Source organism: Maledivibacter sp. (assembly GCA_025210375.1).
Taxonomy (GTDB): Bacteria; Bacillota; Clostridia; order Peptostreptococcales; family Caminicellaceae; genus JAOASB01.
On record JAOASB010000030.1, the window covers coordinates 1 to 21191 of the forward strand.

The following is a 21191-nucleotide window of genomic DNA, read 5'->3' on the forward strand; positions in this document are numbered from 1 at the left end:
TACTTGGCTAAGCCTGATATGCGAATATCATCCTATATTTAATTGCTTAAGATATAAGCATATTTGATGGTATAGTTCTTAAGGTTTTTTAACTATATATAGTAGATAGTTTTTGCAGAAGGTAATTATGCAATTTGCTCAATATATAGATTTCCCAAAGTTAAACTTAATTTATACATCTCAAAATATCCGATGATTCTAGGGATTTTTGATGTGTATAAATTAACTATTTAACTGGAATATCTATAGGCCTTTTTTTACTTAAATCCCTATAGGAAATTATAAACAATTTCCTCACCTATATAAAGAAAAAAATTAACCTATATCTTAAATCACCATGTATAGATTCCCCAAAATTAAAGTTTTGACTGGAATCTCTATAGAATAAGATATAGGCTTTGTTTTATAGGATAAAAATCACATTATATGTTTTTAACCACTAGTATGCCTGTATTATATACAATAATCTTTAATTTCTATAATCTTAATATGTATATACCGAAGAGAATGACACAAAACTTAGAAATACTTTCTCATCTCACTAAATCATCACTCCAGTTTTCTATTCCTCCAGCGATTACATAAACTCTAGAAAAACCATTATTGGATAGAACCTTGGCGACTTTCTCGCTTTTTTTCCCATTATCACAGTAAATCAAGTACTTTTTTTCTTTTTCAAGTAAAGAAGAATAGTTTTTTCTTACTAATTTATAGGGTACTAAAACGGCATTAGGTATATGCCCATTTAAAAATTCTCTTTCGTTTCTTACATCTAGTAATGTTAAATCTGTATTATTATTTATGAGTATTTTAGCTTGGTCTGGTGAAATTTTTTTATATGCGTACTTTAGGGTTTCTGAAAAAGTTTCATTGGACTTAGACATAAATGCAAGTAACATAATACCAATCATCAGAATTATTAAAACTGCAAGGGCTATGTATAAATGCTTTCTCTTGATTATAAGAACTCTTAACATCCGATCACCTCTCAATAATAGATTAAACAATATGCAATTATGTGATTTTATAGCTTTGTATCGTACTATTAATATATATTTAAAGCTAGGCTATTTTATTACTTTTAATTTTCTGCAAATAATTAGGTTCAAATATACAACATTCAGATTATTAGTATAATTTTAAGAAAGAAATGTCTATTAAAAATTTATTTGAAGTAAAAAAATAATGCTTGAAATTATATCTTAGAAGAGTATAGTATTTATGTTAAAAATATATTGTAAGGAGATGAAGAAAAAGTGTTTCACAATCATGTACTTGTAGCTATTATAATTTTTACATTAACTTACTCAGCAATAATATCTGAAAAAATTAATAGAACCGCGATCGCAATATTTGGGGCAGTTCTTATGATTGTTTTTCAAGTGATATCTCAGGAGCATGCCTTTGGGATAATTGATTTTAATACAATTGGTTTACTTATTGGGATGATGGTAATGGTAAATATATTAAAGAGAACAGGAATATTTCAATATGTTGCTATCAAGACCGCAAAATTAGCAAAGGGAGAACCTTGGAGGATAATAGTGTCCTTCACAATCATAACGGCGATTTCCTCGGCATTGCTTGACAATGTTACGACTATTTTACTTATTGCTCCAGTTACATTTGTTATTACAGATACTTTAGAAATGAATCCCATACCATTTCTTGTTCCAGAAATATTATCTGCAAATGTTGGAGGAACAGCAACCTTAATCGGTGATCCCCCCAATATTATGATTGGAGGAGCAACAGGATTGGGTTTCATGGATTTTATTATGAACCTGGCACCAGTAGTCATAGTAATATTTATTATAACTATACTATTACTCAAGTTTATTTATAAAAACTCATTACAGGTTGATGAGAAAAATAAAAAGAAGATTTTTGCCTTCGATGAAACAAAAACAATTAAAGATAAGGTATTATTAATTAAAAGTTTATCGGTTTTGGGTTTAACTATAGTTGGATTTTCAGTTCATCAGTTTATTGGACTGGAGTCGGCAACGGTTGCATTATTTGGAGCAACATTCTTGCTGTTGCTCAGCGGCATAGATCCTGAAGAAATTTTGATTGAGGTAGAGTGGCCAACCATATTTTTCTTTATGGGGTTATTCGTCTTAGTAGGAGCATTAGAAGAAGTTGGAGTAATAAACTTTTTAGCTGAAAAAATGATGGAATTCACAAAGGGAAATTTAGTTATGACCACCATGCTTATATTATGGCTATCGGCAATAGCATCATCTTTCCTGGATAATATTCCCTTTGTGGCCACTATGATACCACTTATAAAAAGCCTTGCTGCTATTTCATCAATAAACATAACCCCCCTATGGTGGGCATTAGCCTTGGGAGCATGTTTAGGAGGCAATGGAACTTTAGTTGGAGCTTCAGCTAATGTAATAGTAGGCGGTATGCTTGAAAAACAAGGATTTAAGTTAAGCTTTGTGGATTATATGAAGATAGGGTTTCCTATAATGCTAGTTTCAATTATTATTTCTACAGTATACTTACTAGTATTTTTTGTGTAAGTATAGGATTTTGAAAACTAAAGAAAGTGGAGGTGTTGTTATGAGAAAGTATAAATATATAAAGTCAGAGGCAAGGCAGCACGATATGAAGCTTATTCAGTTAGGGGCCAAGGTAGAGCAAATAAATGGAACAATGTGTTATGTTAAGTTTGATATGCAAGGCTATGAACTGGCATATGTATACAATATTAACAAGAAGGGGAAATACTTTTTAGAACGTATTAAACCATATCCGTTACCCATGAAGGAATTTACAAGTGAATCCGATGTGATAGATATAATTAAAATAGATTTAGAGCAGTTTAAAGGGGCTATAAATAGTAAGAATATAGAGGCCTTTGTTAGTATTAGTTCAGAACTCAATAGAACTATTAAGCAATTTGAAGATTTATTTTTGTATTATAATGTACCAAAGATAGAAACACAGATTATTATGGGTAAGATAAGTGAAATACAGAAAGAAATCAGGCACACTAAAGAAAATAGTGAAAGAATTTATTTTACAAAAGAACCAGATAATATATAGATCAAATCGGAAGGAAAGAAGGATGATCCCTTGAAGAAAGTGAACAAAGACATAGTCATAGTAGTTTTTCTCGTATTGGCTATTGGTGCCATATATATAAATAATGAATACAATATGGAAAAAGAAAAGATCCAGGATAATGCATTACTTTATGAAGAAGCCAAATTCTATGGAGTAAATATTGACCAATTTGAATTAAGTAATAATGAAATAGATTTAAAAAAAGATATGTACGTTGAAGAAGCTAGATTTTGGGGAGTTCAGCAAGCTTTCTAGGGCACAAGTAGTGCCCTTTTTTTTATACTTTTTTTGGAAAAATTCATTTTTCTGTTGACAACTTATTAACAAATAGAGTAATATAATATTAAGACCCCCACCTATAGGGGGTGGGTAAAAGGAGAGATAGAAATGTTCTCGAAGGATGATATCATATATGATGTATTGCTAAGGGACAAAACCTTGGAAGATATATTTAAAAGCTTTGGGATTAGGTGTCTTGGATGAGGTGGAGCGCTATTTAAAAGCATTGGTAATGCTTGTGAAATATATAATGTAGACAGTTTTAAATTATTAAATAAGCTCAATAGGAAAGGGTGAAAGAAATGAAGGATCAAAAGATTTTAATAATTGGCGGTGTTGCTGCGGGAACGAAAACCGCTGCAAAGCTTAAAAGAGAAAATCCCAATCTAAATGTAACGGTTATTACAAGGGATGAATACATCTCATATGCTGGATGTGGATTACCCTACTATGTTGGTGGGATAATTGAAGAAAAGAAGGAATTGGTTGTTAAGACTCCCGAGGATTTTAAACTAATAACAGGAGTAGATGTCTTTATTAAGCATGAAGCCATAGACATAGATAAACATAATAAAATAGCCCATGTAAGGGTTTTAACCACTGGAGAAACAAAAGAATTTGAGTATGATAAGTTGGTATTTGCAACGGGGGCATCTCCATTTATTCCTCCAATTGAAGGAAAGGATCTTAAAGGCGTTTTTTCATTGAGAAAGGTGGAAGATGCCATTGCCATAAGAGAACTTATAGATAGTGGTAAAATTACAAGGGCAGTAGTTGTTGGTGGTGGATTTATAGGACTAGAGACTGCGGAAAACCTTTTTGAAAAAAACATAGATGTGACACTTATTGAATTGGCTCCCCATATATTACCTGGGTTTGATGAAGAGATCGCTTTATATGCTCAAAATCATATGAGTGATAAGGGCATCAATATATTGACTAAAGAAAAAGCAGTAGCTATAAAGGGTAAAAACAAGGTGCAAAGGGTTGTTACCGATAAAAGAGAATTGGATGCCGATATAGTAGTTATGTCCGTAGGAGTTAGAGCAAATGTAGAATTGGCTAAAAATATGGGAATAGAAATAGGTGAAACGGGGGCCATTAAGGTAAATGCCAATATGGAAACTAATATCTCCGATGTTTATGCCGTAGGTGATTGTGCAGAAAGTATGAATCTTATTACAGGTAAGCCAGCATGGTACCCCATGGGTTCAACAGCCAATAAAATGGGGAGAGTAGCAGGAATAAATATAAATAAAGATGGGGAAAAAGACTCACTAAAGGGTGTATTAGGAACTACTGTAGTTAAATTATTTGGATTAAATGCTGCAAAAACAGGTCTTTCTGAGGTGGCTGCTAAAAAGGAAGGCTACAACACCATTAGTGTTTTAGTTCCCGGTAATGATAAGGCCCATTATTATCCTGGATACAGAATGATAATAACCAAGCTGATAGCTGATAAAGATAGTCATAGGATTTTAGGTGCCCAGGTCATAGGTGAAGGTGTGGTTGATAAGCCTATAGATATTATTGCCACTGCAATAACCCTAGGGGCTAAGGTAGAGGATTTAGAGAAGCTTGACTTAGCTTATGCACCACCATTTTCAATGGCCATGTCAACTACCATATTAGCGGCTAATGTTCTCCTTAATAAATTAAAGAATAAAATAGACAGTATTTCACCGGTGGAGTTAAGGGATAGGATAGATGAAGTAGTTATATTGGATGTTAGGGATGAAGCCTCCAATATGATATGTTCAATTCCAGATGCTATAAACATCTATTCCGAAGAATTATATATGAGAACAGATGAATTGGATAAAAACAAAGAGACGGTTTTAGTTTGTAAGGTAGGTAAAAATGCTTATCTTTCATATATAAAGCTTAAGGAAATGGGCTTCACGAATCTTAAAGTTCTTGAAGGTGGAATGATAGCATATCCCTATGAGACAGTTTAGTTATGACAGTATAGGCATTGAGTTAAGGCAAAATTTAGTGGTGGAGAAGCCACATATGTTTTCTTCCAGTTCCCCCAATAAAACACATGTGTCTTCTCAAGCAAACCATGCCTTTGCTAAGTATGATATTTCATCAAAATTTTAGAATGAGGAAATTGCATAACTCTGACTTGGCTAAACCTAATATGCGAATATCATCCTTGATTTAATTGCTTAAGATATAAGCATATTTGATGGTATAGCTTCGGAAATTTTAAAACTATATATAGTAGATGATTTTTATAGAAAGTAATTATGCAATTTGCTCGAATGATAAAAATAAATTTTAAGGAGGAAAAATAATGGCAGAGATAAATTTGAATTGTAAAGGGATGCAGTGTCCAGGGCCAATCATGCAGGTCTTTAAAGCCTTTAAAGAAGCAAATTCAGGGGATATTTTAAATGTTAAGGTTACGGATAGAGGTTTCACAAAGGATATAGCAGCATGGTGTAAGAAGACAAAAAATGAGCTTTTGGAGCTTAATGAAGGTGAAAGGGAAATAAGTGCAAAAATTAAAATAAAGTAGGGGTGACATGATGACAGACAAAAAGACTATGATAGTCTTTAGTGGAGATTTGGATAAGGTCATGGCAAGTTTCATTATAGCAAATGGTGCAGCTGCCATGGGTAATGAAGTAACTATGTTCTTCACATTTTGGGGATTAAATGCTTTGAGAAAAGCAAAGAAGATCAAGACCAAAAAGGATTTTATGGAAAAGATGTTTGGTTGGATGATGCCCAGAGGAGCTGAAAAATTAGGACTTTCAAAAATGAACTTTGGTGGCATGGGTGCTAAAATGATGAAGGATATAATGAAAAAGAAAAATGTAAATAGCCTTCCGGAGCTTATAGAAATGGCTCAAATGATGGGTGTCAAGATGGTTGCATGTACCATGTCCATGGATGTCATGGGACTTAAGGAAGAAGAACTAATTGAGGGAATAGAGTTTGCAGGTGTGGCATCTTATCTAGGTGAAGCCGATGATGCAAATGTAAATTTATTTATATAATCAAATATGCTTGTATCTTAAGTAATTACATCAAGGATGATATTCCCGTATACAATTTTGTCAAGTAAGAGGTATGTAATTTTCTCATATAAAAAATGTAGGATAGGGTTAAGAGTGGAATATTTTCTGCTCTTTATTTTTATGATATAATTTTTAAAGAAACCGATGAAAAGGAGCTGAGATATATGGCTGGGAATGAAGATTCTAAGAAGAAAATTATAAGTAGATTGAGAACCCTCAAGGGACATATTGCGGGTATAGAAAAGATGGTGGAAGATGGAAAGAATTGTGAAGATATTTTAATTCAAATATCAGCTATAAAATCATCAATCCATAAAATAGGAACAATTATTGTAGAGGAGCATGCCATAGATTGTCTGTTAAGCAAAGAAGATGATGGTGAATTTGATAAAGAAAAAGCCAAAAAAGTTATAAAAACATTGATAAATTATACTAAATGAGCAAATTGCATAATTACCTTCTGTGGGAATCATCTACTATATATAGTTTTAAAATATCTGAAGCCATGCCACATGTATTATGCAACCCGGCCAAGTTACAATTATGCAATTTCCTCAAATAAAAAGCAAAAAAAGATAAGCTAAGGCATATGAAGACCCAATAGATTTACTCGAATAATTATAACTTTTAACTTGGTGTAATCTTCAATTTGGTTTTATTTACTAGGTCTACTATATCTCCATAGGCCTTTGTTACTCCATAGGCTACTATAGGTCTTCCAAATCTAACCATTTTTAATTTTCTAGAACTACCTCCTCCTAACTGCATCATAAAATTTACCGAAGGGGAAGTGTCCACTAGGGCTAATTCATTTTCCTTTAAGCCTATCATATTTGGAATGGATGTTATTGCGTTTGTAATGGGCTGCTTATAATATAGTCTGCTTAATGTATAGATTCTATTTTCATATTCATCTATTCCATGAAAAATCAATCTTCCTCGCTGATTTTTTTGTAGCTTATCAAACATAGGTACTTCTAATATTTCCTTTGTAGAAGGTATTCTATCAACGGGAAGTCTATTTAAGTGAATATATGTAGCAACAACGGAAGAATGACTACCTCCGATATCGTGATATATAACATGCATGATCCATCCTCCATATTCAATATGATTATTGTAGGGTTTTTGATAGATGGTATAACCAAAAACAAAAACCCACTTCTTGTTTAAATTTTTACTTATATTTTTCCTAAAATAAGAAAAATTATAACTAATGGTAGGGGTTTAAAGTGTTATAGAGAAATTTCTTGATGTTATTATTTATTTTTTTGATATATAATGATATAATTTTGGCGAATGCATTTTTTTGAGTATCATTGAATATCCTTAGAACAACTAAAATAATAGGGGGAAATAAAAATGAAAAAAGTAAGTATTTTATTAATGGCAATGCTTATAATAGCGGCTATGCCAATGTTGTCTTTTGCAGACGAAGCACAGTTTACCAAAGCAGAATTCCTTAAAGGGGTACTTGAGACAGCTGAAATACAAATAGAAGAGTTAGCTGACAGTGAGTCTTTAGATGTTATCGATAAGGAATATGCACCTTACTTAAAAGCGGCATATGATAGAAACATTATCTCAAAGGATATAGAATTTAATGCAAAGGATGCAATAACTAAGGAAGAAGCTGTTATAATTCTTGTAAATGTTTTTGGAGAAAGAGTAAAAGTAAAAAGTATAACTGAAGATACCATAAACAAAGAACTTCAATTTTCCGATAACGCACATATAAAATCAAAGCAGTATATTACATATGCATTAAAGAATGACTTAATCAAAGAAAACAGCAAATGTTTTTATGCTGTAATGCCTTTAACTAAAGACATGTCTAAAAAAATGATTGCTCATGCAAAGAAAGCCCATGACGAGCATTTTGTGAGGGACGGTTTAGAAGCGGAAGAAATATTGGTTTTGGCTAATAAAAAGCTTGAAGAAGAAAAGACCTACAAAGCAAAGGGAAATATGAACATGGATATGAGGGTGAATGTAGAAGGTCTACCTGCTGAGGATGAGTCTGCTAAAACCCTAATGGAGCAAGGAATGAATATGAATATGCTAATAGATTTTGATATACAGGCTCAAAATCCAGATAAAGTATATATGAAGCAAGTAACCGTATCCAAATCCGATATGAATGAACTTGAATCAGAGGAGAATGGGGAAGTATATATGGATGGGGCTATGATGTATCAAAAAAATAGTCTTAGCGGAGATAAATGGATTAAAAATGATATGAGTTCAGTATTCAGTAAAATACAGTCATTACAGGGGAATAATATCCAGAACATGACACAATTAACGGATCAACAGCTTAAATTCTTTAAGGATTATGCAGGTTTTGGAGAAGATGTAAAGAAAGATGGAAAAGAATACTATGTAATTACTCTTGATTTAGATAAAGAAGCATATAAAAAGTTCTATGAGGATTATACTAAGGAAATAATTGATGCATCTATAAATGCGTCTTTAGAACAGAAAAGTGATGGAAAAGATCTACAACTAGAAGAACAAGCTGAGATAGAAATGGCAAAGCAGTTTGTATCACAAATGATTAATGATATGGATATGGAAATTAGCTATAGTTTCTATATTGATAAAAAAACAAAGTGTTATGAAAGCATGGATATGAATGTGAGTATGTATATGAACATGGATAGAATTGTTCAGATGATGGCTCAAATGAGTGAAGAGGATACGGATATTTCAAATATTAAGATGGAAATGGTAACAAATATGAAAGGTCAATTTAAATATTCTGACTTTGGAAAAGAAGTTGTATTTCCTGAAATCACAAAGGATGATATATTCAATATGGAGGATGCTGCATTACCACAAAACTAGAACATCATTATATGAAAATCAAACCCTAAGGACGGCTTAAAATGCCGTCCTTTCTATTTAATAAAAATTTATGATTTTTCATAATAAGAATAGTATAATAAAATAAATGGAAACATTAAGAAAAAATAGTTTTGGAGGTTTTATGATGGTAAATGGTGATAGAGTGGTAAAAGAATTTATGCAATATGTGCAAATTGACAGCCAAACAAGAAGGGAAGGAAATTTTGCAAAGTTTATAAGGGAAGAGCTTCAAAAGCTTGGACTAGACATTATAGAAGACAATGCAGGTGAAAAAGTAGGCTCCGATGCCAATAACATAATCGCTACCCTTAAGGGAGACAAAGCTGGACAGCCTATTATGTTATGCTGTCATATGGATACTGTGACCCCAGGAGAAGGAATAAAACCAATTATAAGGGATGAAGTAATCTATAGTGATGGAACTACTATTTTAGGTGGAGATGACAAAGCGGGTATCGCTGCGATAATAGAGGCTTTGAAGGTTATAAAGGAAGAAAACCTTTCCCATGTAGATGTAGAAGTAGTATTTACCATTGCTGAAGAGGGCGGTCTTAATGGTTCAAAGAACCTTGATTACTCAAAAATAAAATCAAAACTCGCCTTCGTTTTAGATAGTGGTGGAGATCCTGGGCAAATAGTGATACAAGGGCCTGCCCAGGATAAAATAAATGTTAAGATAAAAGGAAAGCCTGCCCATGCAGGGGTTTGCCCAGAAGAGGGTGTAAGTGCTATTCAAGTCGCATCATCAGCAATAAATAGGATGAACCTTCTAAGGATTGATGAAGATACTACGGCAAATATTGGTATAATAAATGGGGGCAAGGCAACTAATATAGTTTGCCCAGAGGTAGAAATAAATGCAGAGGCCAGAAGCCTAAGTAATGAAAAGCTAGATAAGCAAATGACCCATATGGTACAATGCTTTAAAGAGGCCGCAAAGGAGTTCGGAGCAGATGCTGAGATAGAAACATCTAGAGCCTATGGAGCCTTTTCGATAGATGAAAACGATGAAATCGTCAAAATGGCAAAAACAGCTTGTGGTAATATAGACCTAAAAGCATTCACAGCTTCAACCGGTGGAGGTAGTGATACAAATATATTAAATGTAAATGGCATAAAAGCTATAAACCTTGGTATAGGTGAAAGGAAGGCCCATACCCTAGAAGAACATTTAGCCATCAAGGATCTTGTAAATACTTCTAAATTAGTATTAGAGATAATAAAGATAGCTTAAACACTTAAATTGGAAATATGACTCCTATGGGAATCTATAATAGCCTATAGGGGTTTTACTATTTCAATCTTAAGTATAATGTTAATTAGATTATTAACAAAAAAAAGTTTATAGGAAACAAAGGATTTTTCAGCACAAAGTAGAAAAATAAAAGAATATGTCAATAATTTAGGTATAAATTTATGGGGAGGATTAGAATGGAGATAAAGAGAGATAAGTCATTTGAACTACTCAAGGAATATGTAGAGTCAAGCAGTTTGCTAAAGCATTGTTTGGCCGTTGAGGCATCAATGATAGGATATGCTAAAAAATTTGGAGAAGATGTGGAGTTATGGGCTTCTTGTGGTCTTTTGCATGATATTGATTTTGAAAAATATCCTGAAGAGCATCCCCTAATAGGAGTAGATATATTAAGGGATAAGGGTTATCCAGAGGATTTTGTCATAGCTATAAAGGGACATGCCGATCGTACTGGTACTCCAAGAGAAACATTGCTGGCAAAGACATTATATGCTGTTGATGAGCTTTCAAGCTTTATAATTGCTTGTGTCCTTGTGAGGCCTAATAAGTTTGAAGGCTTAAAGGTAAAATCCGTCAAGAAAAAGCTTAAGGACAAAGGATTTGCAAAGGCGGTAAATAGAGAACAGATTAAGACAAGTGCCGAAGCCCTTGGAGTAGATATGACCGAACATATTCAGACATTAATAGATGCTTTGGTGCAAAGGGAAGAGGAATTAAAGGAACAAGGATTAAGCCTAATACAATAAAAGTATATTATAAAGAACCTATTTATAGATTACATTTTGATTTTTCCAATAACCCATACTGCTAGGGTATTTGAGAAATTGAAATAAAAAAGATTTATTGGGACTCCTATAGATACCAGTGATACGTGATAAGTAATGAAGACTTATCACGTTTTATTTTGTGATTTTTTAATATAGGGATTTCATAGTATAACTTTAATTTATCAAATTGCATCTCAAAATTAATAATGCTAATTATGAAAATTTCTCAATTAATTATTGTAATTTAGAGAAAAATATATGTAGCTGTATTTATTGAGCAAATTGCATAATTACTTTCTATAAAAACCATCTACTACATGTAGTTTAAAAATCTTCAAAGCTATACCACTAAATATGCTTATATCTTAAGCAACTAAATTAAGGATGATATTTGCATATGCAACCTAGCCAAGTAAGAGTTATGCAATTTCCTCTATTGATCAAAAATCAATTTAAGAAATTTGTACAATTATTTTCCATAAAAGCTGTTTGATTTTGGGAGGTTGTGAGTGTATTGAAATCATTAGATCAGAGTAGGGCACCTTTATTTGAAGCTATGGATGCATACCATAACAGAGATGTTATACCCTTTGATGTACCAGGACATAAGCACGGTAAAGGGATAAAAGAAATGGTAGATTATTTTGGTAGTACGATGTTTGAGCTAGATGTAAATGCTATGAAGTGTCTTGATAATATATGTAATCCCATAGGCGTAATAAGGGAAGCAGAGGAACTTGCCGCTAGGGCCTATGGAGCTGAAAATGCATTTTTTCTTGTCAATGGAACTACTTCTGGGGTTCAAACCATGATCATGAGTGCTTGCAGCCCAGGGGATAAGATAATACTTCCCCGTAATGCACATAAATCAGCTACAACGGCTTTGATATTGAGTGGTGCTGTTCCAGTGTATATTCAGCCAGAGATAAATGAAGAACTAGGGATTGCCATGGGGGTAACAATTGATGTAATTCAAAGGGCCGTAATAGAGCATCCCGATGCTAAGGCAATATTCCTAATAAATCCAACCTACTATGGGGCAACATCGGATTTAAAATCAATTGTTGACATTGCCCACCAAAGAGGTATAGCTGTACTTATCGATGAAGCCCACGGAGCCCATATGAAGTTCCATGAAGAGCTTCCCCTTGAGGCAATGGATATGGGAACGGATATGTGTGCGGTGAGTACCCATAAGACAGGGGGATCTTTGACTCAAAGTTCAATATTGTTATTAAATAAAGGACTTATAGATGCAAAAACTGTGAAAACCACCCTAAATCTTACTCAGACAACAAGTGCATCCTACTTACTTATGGTAAGTATAGATATTGCAAGAAAACAACTTGCTACTAAGGGAGAAGAAATGCTTAAGGAAGTATTGGCTTTATCCAGGTGGGCAAGGGATTCAATAAATGATATACCAGGATTATATGCATTTGGAAAGGAGCTTATAGGAACTCCAGGGGTATTTAATTTTGATGAAACAAAACTCGGAATAAATGTAAGAAAGTTAGGGCTGACTGGATTCGAAGTATATGATATTTTAAGAGATAAATATAATATTCAGACTGAACTAGGGGATATGTACAATGTACTTGCTATTATGAGCCTAGGAGATACACAAGAATCCGTAGAAGTCTTGGTTAATGCTTTAAAAGATATAGGGAAAAAATATAAAAGTAGTAAACAAATTAAAGGCAAAAAAGGGATTTTAAAAAATCCAGAGTTGATTGTATCACCCAGAGCCGCTTATTATAGCAGAAAGAAATTGGTAAGATTTGAAGAGGCTGAGGGAGAAGTCAGTGGAGAATCTATTATGGCATATCCCCCAGGAATTCCAGTTGTCACCCCCGGTGAACGGATAACAGATGAAATGATAGGATATATCATGAGATTAAAGGAAGAACATAGCTTGCTTCAGGGAACAGAGGACCCATATGTGGAATATATAAAGGTGCTGAGGGGCTAAAAAGTATTGGGGATGCTTTTTAGTTCTAAGTTCTAAGTGGTAAGTTCTAAGGATTGAGTTCATTCTTTAGAGATTTAAAGCAGCTCAAAATATTCGAGCTGCTTTTTAAGACTTTATAGAATGACCCAAAACTTAGAACTTTAAACTTATAACTTATAACTATCAAAGCAGCTTCAGCTGCTTTGTCCCGTTGCTGCTATTTCAGATGGCTCCACATAATCCAAATCCAGTTTTTCATTACGTGGGCTATAGTGGGTATGAAGAATATTGTGGGATATTTTTCCTAAAGGCTTATCTAAAAATTCTTCGTATATCTTAATAATAGCAGGATTTTCATGGGATTTTCTAAGCGTCATATTCCTATCTATATCGTATATACCTTCTATTCTCTCTTTCTTTACTTCCATACTTGAGCCTATCGGTTGACCACCACCGCCTATACACCCCCCTGGGCAACACATTACTTCCACAAAGGTATAATCACATTTACCTTGCTTTACCAGCTCCAATACCTTCTTAGCATTGCTAAGTCCATGGGCCACGGCAACTTTAACCCTTGTTCCATTTAGGTCTACTTCCGATTCTTTAATTCCTTCTATTCCCCTGACATCTACAAAATCAAGACTTTGTAGTTCGTCGCCAGTGACTACTTCATAAACTGTTCTAAGGGCTGCTTCCATAACTCCACCCGTAGCACCAAAAATAGCTCCAGCACCAGTAGTTATACCGAATGGTTCATCGAAATCTTCTTCATCAATATTGGGAAAGTCTATGCTGGCAGATTTTATCATACGTGCAAGCTCCCTTGTTGTAAGAACCGCATCTACATCCTTATATCCATAGGATGACATTTCTTTTCTTTCCGCTTCATACTTCTTAGCAGTACATGGCATGATAGATACTGTAAAAATCTGAGCTGGATCAATATCTATTTTTTCTGAATAATATGTTTTTGAAAGGGCACCGAACATTTGTTGAGGAGATTTACAAGTGGAGATATGGTCTAGCAGGTTGGGATAAAAGCCTTCTATATAATTTATCCAACCGGGGCTGCAGGATGTAATCATTGGGAGAGTGCCACCATTTTTTATTCTGTCGATCAGCTCATGCCCCTCCTCCATAATAGTAAGGTCTGCGGTAAAGTTAGTATCGAACACCTTGTCAAAACCTAATCTTCTTAAAGCAGCAACAACCTTTCCAGTCACCTTTGTACCGGGTTTGAATCCAAACTCTTCACCAATACTTACTCTAACCGCTGGAGCTATTTGAACGATAACATGAAGGTTTTTATCATAAAGGGCATTCCAAACCTTTTCAGTATCATCCTTTTCGTATATTGCACCAACTGGACAGACAGAAGTACATTGGCCACAAAAAACACATAATGTATTCATAAGTTTTTTCTCAAAGGCAGGAGTTATGCAGTAGTCTATTGACCTATGGGCATGGCTCAATACCCCCACGCCTTGAACCTCTTGACAGACTTCAATACATCTATTGCATTTGATACATTTTCTATGATCTCTGATAATAGCTGGACTGGATTCATCGGCCTCCAAAGCGTCTATTTCATCCTCAAGATTACTCTTTGATATATGGAACATTTCACAAAGGGTTTGCAGCTCACATTTACCGTTTCTAATACACTTTAAGCAATCCTGTGGATGATTAGCTAGGATCAACTCTAATACACCTCTTTGAGTATCCCTAACTAGTTTTGAATGAGTTATTACATTCATGCCATCACGAACAGGAGTAGAACATGCAGTTACCAATTTATCAGGGCCAACCTGAACTAAACATATTCTACAATTAGCCTTAACATTTTGATCGGGATGATTACAAAGTGTAGGGATATTTATACTAACCTTTTTTGCGGCTTCCAATATAGTAGTACCCTCTGGTACGGTAATTTCCTTATTGTCTATAATCAAAGTACAATTTTTCATACTTATCCTCCTTAAATAATGAACATAATTTGTCATGCACCAAAAAATGTCTTCCTAAAATCTAAGACTAGTCATTATAGAACCTAGGGGATTTAATGTATATTTAACTTGTTTTTCTTACGGTATTGATATGTTGATAAAATTCTATTGGGAAGTGTTTTATTGCTGAAAGTAAGGCTGTTGGAGCAGTTTTACCTAATCCGCAGAAGGAAGCATATTTCATTACATTGGCAAATTTTTCAATGGTTTTTAGATCTGCTATGCTCGCCGTATCATTTACAAATCTATTGATAATTTTAGTTATTTGTCTATTACCTTCTCTACAAGGGGTACATTTACCACAGCTTTCATGTAAGAAGAAGTCTTGGACTGATTTAAGGAAATCCACCACTTTATTTGTATCATCAGCCACTAATATGGCTCCTGAGCCTATGTCTATTCCGTTATCCTTTAAATCCTTATAACAGTATTTCAAATCAATCATGTTAGCGGGAACAAGGGGACCAGAAGCTCCTCCCAGTTGAAGGAATTTAAGGGTATTTCCATCCTTTATTCCCCCACCAATGTCGTAGATGATTTCCTTTAAAGTAACTCCAAATGGTATTTCGTAGGCACCTGGTTTGTTGATATTTCCACAAAGACTTATTAACTTAGTTCCCTTACTATCCTTTGTTCCATACTTAGAGTATTCTTCTCCACCAATGTCCAAAATTGTGGCCACCGTCGCAAGGGTTTCAATATTATTTGCAAGGGTCGGTAGCTGATAAAGTCCTTTTTCGCTAGTCCGGTTGAGCTTGAGTCGAGGTCTTCCGCTTTTACCCTCCATGGATTCGATTAAAGCAGTACTTTCACCACAAACATATGCACCTGCACCTGAGAAAACCACTATATCAAAGTTGAAGCTGCTATTTAGAATGTTTTCACCAAGAAATCCATTTTTCTTTGCAAGCTGAATTGCTTTTCTAAACCTATCATGAAGATACTTATATTCTTCTCTAATATAGATATAACCTTCACTTGAATTAAATGTAATAGCTGCTATTATCATTCCTTCAATAACCTTGAAGGGATCGTATTCAAGTAGGTATCTATCCTTAAAGGTTGCGGGTTCTCCTTCGTCGGCATTACAGATTATAATCTTTCTATTCCCTGGAACCTTAGAAGCTTGATCCCATTTTTTACCCGTAGGATATGCCGCCCCACCTCTACCCCTAAGGTCGCTGATTTTCAATTCTTTAATTATACCCTGTGGGCCTAAATCAAAGGCCCTTTTTAGTCCATTGAATCCGCCTAAATTAATATATTCATCGATTGACTCGATATTGTATTTTTTAAAATTTTTTGAAATAACATTAACAGTCCTATCCATGGTTAGACCCCCTGTAATTACTAATTATTTCAATTATCTTAGATTCAGTTAAATTGCCATAAACTCTTTCATCAATCCTAAAGGCTGGTGATACATCGCAGGCGCCAAAGCAAGCTGTATATTCTAGACTAAAAGCTCCATCGGCAGTTGTTTCACCCATCTTTATATCAAGCTCTCTTTCCAGAATACTCCTAACAGTTTGATATTTGTTTAACCTACATACCGCACTTTTACAAAGCTGTATAACATGTGTACCCTTGGGTTTATCGGAAAGAGCTGAAAAAAAGGTGATTACGTCATATACCTTACTAGTTGGAATATTGAGCCTTAAACCTACATGTTTGGCAACTTCTTCTGGTATATAATGATTTGGTATTAATGATTGGGTTTCTTGGAGGATAGTCAGTAAATTATGCTTGTCAAAATCATTCTTTTCAAGTATGTCATCAATACTTTTTAGTAAGCTTCTGTCAACTATAGTTTTTTCCATAGATTGATAGCGCCCCTTTCAGAATTATAGTCATAATTAAAAAAATGTTTATAATTATATAATAATAAAAAAGATACAAAATATAAAGAAAAGTCAAAAAAATAACATGGCAAATGCCATTCCAAAAAAATGAAAAATCACCAATATAAAATTTATATACTAATAATTTCATTTTCATTAAAGAATAATTATGAATCATACTGACAATCATAATATTAAATTGTTATTTATATGCAAGTAGAATTTTATATATAAAAGTTAATGAATAAGATGGGTTTAAAGGGCTTAGGAAGAATAATTAAAATTCCAAATATTAAGAAAAATGCAAGAAACACCCATGATAAATTCCAAAAAATGTAAAGATGTCAGATTCTATTAAATAAATATTTCCCATGAAAATAGTATGTAAAATAGTGATATTATATAAAAATTTTTAATGTGGAGGAGTTTCTATGGAAAAAATGACAATATATTCACAAAACAATTATATTGAAATTGATAGCCAGGATATCAAGAATATAATTGAAAGTTTTGAAGGAGTAGGACAAGTTAATAATATAAGTAACTCCACCGGTGAAGATGTAATGGGCTTCGATATAACCCTAAGTAATAATTATGTTGAAGAATTGCTTAGAAATCAAATGGAGGATATGGATTATACCTTAGACGATGAAGGAGAGGCCATTTTATTTGAGCAAGCTGAGTACATAAGCGATGCTTTGATAGATAATATTAGAGAATTTATAGAGGCAAGGTATAATATTGATGATTTTCATGGAGCCTATGATGTATATAAAACAAGTCTAGAAGAAGGTATAGGACTAACCTTAACCTTATCCTTTGGTGGAGTTCAGCACGGAAGACTTTATAAAATAGCAAGTAGTATTAATGATAACAGTCCAGAATTAAGATAGAATAATAAAGTTGATTATTTTTACAGGCATATTAATTAATCAATTGCTAATCATAATAAATAGATATATAATTTACTGCTTCACAGATTATATATCTTAGCCCAGATTTAGGGAGGTTAATATTATATGAATAAAATCCGTGAAGGGATAATTCCCACAGTTCTTGGAACGGCTGTAGCCACAACAGGAGCCCTTATGACAAGAAATTCTCGTGGTAAAGGAGATAGGGTTGCATGGGGGATAATGGGATTAGGTTTAGCCCATATAGTATTAGGGACAATAGATATAGTACAGCATAGAAATGAGTAAGGGATATTCTCCCTTACTTTATTTATAATAACCTAGAAATTGTTTAATATTTTAAGGACTGATTAGTAACGCTCTAAAATTTAGAACTTGGAACTTTGAACTTTGAACTTAGAACTAACAAAGTGCCGCAGGCATCTTTGTTATTACTTATAAACTCCCCTATATTTAGAATCCAATAGCTTAGCTATTTTTTTCATGGAATATTCAGTTGATTATTCTGTCCAAATACCTTTATTATCTTCAGTTTTTTCTGGAAGATCAAAGGCTTCACCCAATGTTACCTTTACCTTTGAGTGGTTAAATTTTTCCTTTCCCATGTCGGCACCATTGATAGGTAACAATTTTTCAGTACCTTCAAGTGCTATAGGAACTAACTGGGCCTTAGACATTTTTGCCAATAGAACAAAGCCTTTTTTAGCCTTAATCATTGAACTCGATCTGCTCCTAGTACCCTCAGGGAAAATGAATATGGAACCATTGTTTTTCAGATGTTTTATGGCCTTCTTTATGGCTTGCTTATCCGCTGAATTAGGAGTTATTTGTATTGTATTCACAGTTTCAAGAACCAAATTGGTTACAATATTTTTACTCAGCTTTATACCCGCCATGAATGCCACATCAGTATCCTTTAATAGCTTATTTAAAATAACACCGTCAATATTACTAAGATGGTTTCCTATATAGATTGTTGGTACTCCCTTTCTTTCGTTAAGAATATCCCTATTTACTATCTCGATTTCAGCATATTTTTTCAAAAATTTATCTATTAATTTTTTAGTTAATAAAATCCTAGTATTCTTAGGTAGTATTCCAGTGGCTTTAGCAAAAACATTAAGAATTAAACTCATTATTTAAGCTGGTAAAAAACCAGCCCCTCCTCTCTGATTAAAAGATATTATATGTATCATTAATTATTATATCATTATTATGGTCGATTTGTATTTCCAGTTAAACAGTTAACTTTAGGAAATCTATATAAAAGAAAATTAAGATTTTTCTATAATATTTATGTGTGTTGAACAAACGAGTATAATGAATGTAAGTGAGCAAATTGCATAATTACCTTCTGCAAAAACTATCTACTATATATAGTTAAAAAACCTTAAGAACTATACCATATATATTATGCAATTCTGCCAAGTAAGAGTTATGCAATTTCCTCAAGTAGAAATACTTCCATAAGATCCTATGATTTTATGGAAAATGGAGAAGATTCTTATCTACATATTGTATTTTGAAATTGAAGGGATGTATTAAATATGAGAAAGTTAAGTAGACGCTTTTATCAAGGGGACACAGTGGAAGTAGCAAAAAATCTTTTAGGTAAAATATTGTTTCATAGGGTTGATGGAGTAGAACTCATGGGTAGGATAGTAGAAGTAGAGGCCTATGTGGGAGCCGTTGACAAAGCTTGCCATTGTTATGATAATAGGCGTACCGATAGAACCCAGGTAATGTTTGGACCACCAGGATATGCCTATGTATATCTTATATATGGAATGTATAATTGTATGAATGTAGTAACGGAGAAGTCAGGAGAAGGTGCCGCAGTACTTATAAGGGCATTGGAACCAACAGATGGTTTAAAGCAGATGGCGATAAATAGATATGGTAAAGGCTTAGATGAATTAAACAAAAGACAGCTAAAAAATCTAACAAATGGACCAGGGAAAGTATGTAAAGCCTTAAATATCACAAAGGCTAATTATGGTGCTGATTTGACCGGTGATAGGCTATTTATAGTAGATGATGGATATGATTCATTTGAAATTGGAGTATCCGAAAGGATAAATATAGATTATGCTGAGGAAGCCAAGGAATTCCAGTGGAGATTCTTTATAAAGGATAATCCAAATGTTTCAAAGTAAGAAATTAACTTCCACAAATCTTTTTAATTTGATACAATATTTAGTAAAGATAAACACTAACCTAATTATGAAAGGGAGATAATTTTGAATATAGCACTTATAGCCCACGATAAAAAGAAAAGTCAGATGATCAATTTTACAAAAAAATATAAGGACATACTAAAAGATCATTACCTTTGTGCAACTGGAACAACTGGAAGACTTATTAACGAAGAAACGGGTCTAGATATAGAAAAATTTCTTTCTGGCCCATTGGGTGGAGACCAGCAAATAGGATCAAAAATCGCATGTGATAAGATAGACCTAGTTATATTCCTAAGAGATCCCCTAACAGCTCAGCCCCACGAGCCGGATATACTTGCATTAATAAGGCTATGTGATGTACACTCAGTACCTATAGCTACAAATATAAGTACAGCAGAAATTCTATTAAATGCCCTTCATAGGGAAGAAGTTACAAATTGGCGTGAAATAAAGGATAGATATTAGTTAGGGGCGGTGAGCCCCTAAGCTTTTAAGATTATATTTCTTCTTCTATTGCCTTCTTGACTTCATCAAAAGTAGGTATTTTACCAAACAACTTGATCTTTCCGTTAATCATAAGAGCAGGGGGCTCCATTATACCTGCCTTTACTATTGAGGGAATATCTCCAATAATTTCAAAATCATCATCTTTATCGAGTTTAGTTAATGCCTCATCGACGATGGGCGCAATTTTACTACCACCTCAACAAATTCTTTCAAAAATCTTGATTTCCATTAAATGCGGCCTCCTCAGATTTTAAATAATAGTGTTATTTATTCGTCTCTAAAAGCTTCTTTATTTCATCCTTTGAAGGAACCCTTCCAGAAACCTTCACGGTTCCATCAATAACTAAACCAGGAGTTTTCATTACTCCATAGGAAACGATATCTTTAAAATCAGTTACCTTTTCAGTGTTAGCGGATAGCCCCATTTCTTCCACGGCTTCCTGAACAAGATCATAAAGCGTAGTACATTTCTTGCATCCAGAACCTAAAACCTTAATATCCATTTGAATACCT

At 33.6% G+C, this 21191-nt stretch carries 23 protein-coding genes; 15 read left to right on the forward strand and 8 right to left on the reverse strand.

The features are described from left to right. Positions 1 to 533: 533 nt before the first annotated feature. Positions 534 to 977 carry a rhodanese-like domain-containing protein gene (locus tag N4A68_11175; protein MCT4564857.1) on the reverse strand — a complete coding sequence of 148 codons (444 nt, stop codon included), beginning with the start codon at positions 975 to 977 and terminating at the stop codon, positions 534 to 536. A gap of 279 nt (positions 978 to 1256) precedes the next feature. On the opposite strand from N4A68_11175, the gene N4A68_11180 reads away from it, so the two are divergent. The 7 genes from N4A68_11180 (at position 1257) to N4A68_11210 (ending at position 6826) form a co-directional block, all read left to right on the forward strand. Further along, entirely contained in the window at positions 1257 to 2531 is a 1275-nt protein-coding gene (locus N4A68_11180; GenBank protein ID MCT4564858.1) for an ArsB/NhaD family transporter, read from the forward strand. Positions 2532 to 2571: 40 nt separating this feature from the next. Continuing rightward, entirely contained in the window at positions 2572 to 3057 is a 486-nt protein-coding gene (locus N4A68_11185; GenBank protein ID MCT4564859.1) for a hypothetical protein, read from the forward strand. Between the two features lie 30 nt (positions 3058 to 3087). Continuing rightward, positions 3088 to 3333 carry a hypothetical protein gene (locus N4A68_11190; protein ID MCT4564860.1) on the forward strand — a complete coding sequence of 82 codons (246 nt, stop codon included), beginning with the start codon at positions 3088 to 3090 and terminating at the stop codon, positions 3331 to 3333. Between the two features lie 326 nt (positions 3334 to 3659). Beyond that, the gene (locus N4A68_11195; GenBank protein MCT4564861.1) at positions 3660 to 5315 is read left to right on the forward strand and encodes an FAD-dependent oxidoreductase; all 1656 of its coding nucleotides are present in this window, start codon (positions 3660 to 3662) and stop codon (positions 5313 to 5315) included. Between the two features lie 341 nt (positions 5316 to 5656). After that, positions 5657 to 5881 carry a sulfurtransferase TusA family protein gene (locus N4A68_11200; protein MCT4564862.1) on the forward strand — a complete coding sequence of 75 codons (225 nt, stop codon included), beginning with the start codon at positions 5657 to 5659 and terminating at the stop codon, positions 5879 to 5881. A 10-nt stretch (positions 5882 to 5891) separates the two neighbouring features. After that, a complete protein-coding gene (locus tag N4A68_11205) occupies positions 5892 to 6365 on the forward strand; it encodes a DsrE/DsrF/DrsH-like family protein (protein ID MCT4564863.1) in 474 nt (157 codons plus the stop codon). A gap of 185 nt (positions 6366 to 6550) precedes the next feature. Continuing rightward, positions 6551 to 6826, forward strand: coding sequence for a metal-sensitive transcriptional regulator (locus tag N4A68_11210; protein ID MCT4564864.1), 276 nt, complete (start codon positions 6551 to 6553; stop codon positions 6824 to 6826). Positions 6827 to 7013: 187 nt separating this feature from the next. Here the strand turns inward: N4A68_11210 and N4A68_11215 are convergent, their stop codons facing one another. Next, positions 7014 to 7475: a DUF3189 family protein gene (locus tag N4A68_11215; protein ID MCT4564865.1), complete on the reverse strand. Its 462-nt coding sequence runs from the start codon at positions 7473 to 7475 to the stop codon at positions 7014 to 7016. 273 nt (positions 7476 to 7748) lie between these two features. On the opposite strand from N4A68_11215, the gene N4A68_11220 reads away from it, so the two are divergent. From N4A68_11220 to N4A68_11235, 4 genes are all read left to right on the forward strand, one after another. Then, entirely contained in the window at positions 7749 to 9233 is a 1485-nt protein-coding gene (locus tag N4A68_11220) for a hypothetical protein (protein MCT4564866.1), read from the forward strand. A gap of 145 nt (positions 9234 to 9378) precedes the next feature. Further along, positions 9379 to 10488, forward strand: coding sequence for a M20/M25/M40 family metallo-hydrolase (locus N4A68_11225; protein MCT4564867.1), 1110 nt, complete (start codon positions 9379 to 9381; stop codon positions 10486 to 10488). A gap of 197 nt (positions 10489 to 10685) precedes the next feature. Beyond that, positions 10686 to 11255, forward strand: coding sequence for an HDIG domain-containing protein (locus N4A68_11230; GenBank protein MCT4564868.1), 570 nt, complete (start codon positions 10686 to 10688; stop codon positions 11253 to 11255). Between the two features lie 535 nt (positions 11256 to 11790). Further along, positions 11791 to 13248 (forward strand): aminotransferase class I/II-fold pyridoxal phosphate-dependent enzyme, encoded by a 1458-nt coding sequence (locus N4A68_11235; protein MCT4564869.1) that lies wholly within the window; start codon positions 11791 to 11793, stop codon positions 13246 to 13248. 173 nt (positions 13249 to 13421) lie between these two features. Here N4A68_11235 and N4A68_11240 read toward each other — a convergent pair whose 3' ends face one another. From N4A68_11240 to N4A68_11250, 3 genes are all read right to left on the reverse strand, one after another. After that, on the reverse strand, positions 13422 to 15197 hold the full coding sequence (locus tag N4A68_11240) for an NADH-dependent [FeFe] hydrogenase, group A6 (protein ID MCT4564870.1): 1776 nt from the start codon (positions 15195 to 15197) through the stop codon (positions 13422 to 13424). 103 nt (positions 15198 to 15300) lie between these two features. Then, positions 15301 to 16566 carry an SLBB domain-containing protein gene (locus tag N4A68_11245; GenBank protein MCT4564871.1) on the reverse strand — a complete coding sequence of 422 codons (1266 nt, stop codon included), beginning with the start codon at positions 16564 to 16566 and terminating at the stop codon, positions 15301 to 15303. Next, entirely contained in the window at positions 16559 to 17056 is a 498-nt protein-coding gene (locus N4A68_11250) for an NAD(P)H-dependent oxidoreductase subunit E (protein MCT4564872.1), read from the reverse strand. The genes N4A68_11245 and N4A68_11250 overlap by 8 nt, the downstream gene beginning before the upstream one ends. A gap of 452 nt (positions 17057 to 17508) precedes the next feature. On the opposite strand from N4A68_11250, the gene N4A68_11255 reads away from it, so the two are divergent. Together N4A68_11255 and N4A68_11260 are read left to right on the forward strand one after the other, a co-directional pair. Then, complete coding sequence (locus N4A68_11255) at positions 17509 to 17970, forward strand: hypothetical protein (GenBank protein ID MCT4564873.1); 462 nt, start codon at positions 17509 to 17511, stop codon at positions 17968 to 17970. Positions 17971 to 18096: 126 nt separating this feature from the next. Then, complete coding sequence (locus tag N4A68_11260) at positions 18097 to 18279, forward strand: asparagine synthase (protein MCT4564874.1); 183 nt, start codon at positions 18097 to 18099, stop codon at positions 18277 to 18279. 212 nt (positions 18280 to 18491) lie between these two features. Here the strand turns inward: N4A68_11260 and N4A68_11265 are convergent, their stop codons facing one another. Further along, positions 18492 to 19127: a 1-acyl-sn-glycerol-3-phosphate acyltransferase gene (locus N4A68_11265; protein ID MCT4564875.1), complete on the reverse strand. Its 636-nt coding sequence runs from the start codon at positions 19125 to 19127 to the stop codon at positions 18492 to 18494. 411 nt (positions 19128 to 19538) lie between these two features. Here N4A68_11265 and N4A68_11270 point away from each other — a divergent pair, with 411 nt between their 5' ends. Both N4A68_11270 and mgsA read left to right on the forward strand, forming a co-directional pair. After that, positions 19539 to 20147, forward strand: a complete 609-nt coding sequence (locus N4A68_11270) for a DNA-3-methyladenine glycosylase (protein ID MCT4564876.1) — start codon at positions 19539 to 19541, stop codon at positions 20145 to 20147. An 84-nt stretch (positions 20148 to 20231) separates the two neighbouring features. Further along, positions 20232 to 20636 (forward strand): methylglyoxal synthase, encoded by a 405-nt coding sequence (mgsA, locus tag N4A68_11275; protein ID MCT4564877.1) that lies wholly within the window; start codon positions 20232 to 20234, stop codon positions 20634 to 20636. Positions 20637 to 20667: 31 nt separating this feature from the next. Here mgsA and N4A68_11280 read toward each other — a convergent pair whose 3' ends face one another. Together N4A68_11280 and N4A68_11285 are read right to left on the reverse strand one after the other, a co-directional pair. Further along, positions 20668 to 20853 carry a thioredoxin family protein gene (locus N4A68_11280; protein MCT4564878.1) on the reverse strand — a complete coding sequence of 62 codons (186 nt, stop codon included), beginning with the start codon at positions 20851 to 20853 and terminating at the stop codon, positions 20668 to 20670. Between the two features lie 88 nt (positions 20854 to 20941). Next, a complete protein-coding gene (locus tag N4A68_11285; GenBank protein MCT4564879.1) occupies positions 20942 to 21181 on the reverse strand; it encodes a thioredoxin family protein in 240 nt (79 codons plus the stop codon). Positions 21182 to 21191 lie beyond the last annotated feature (10 nt).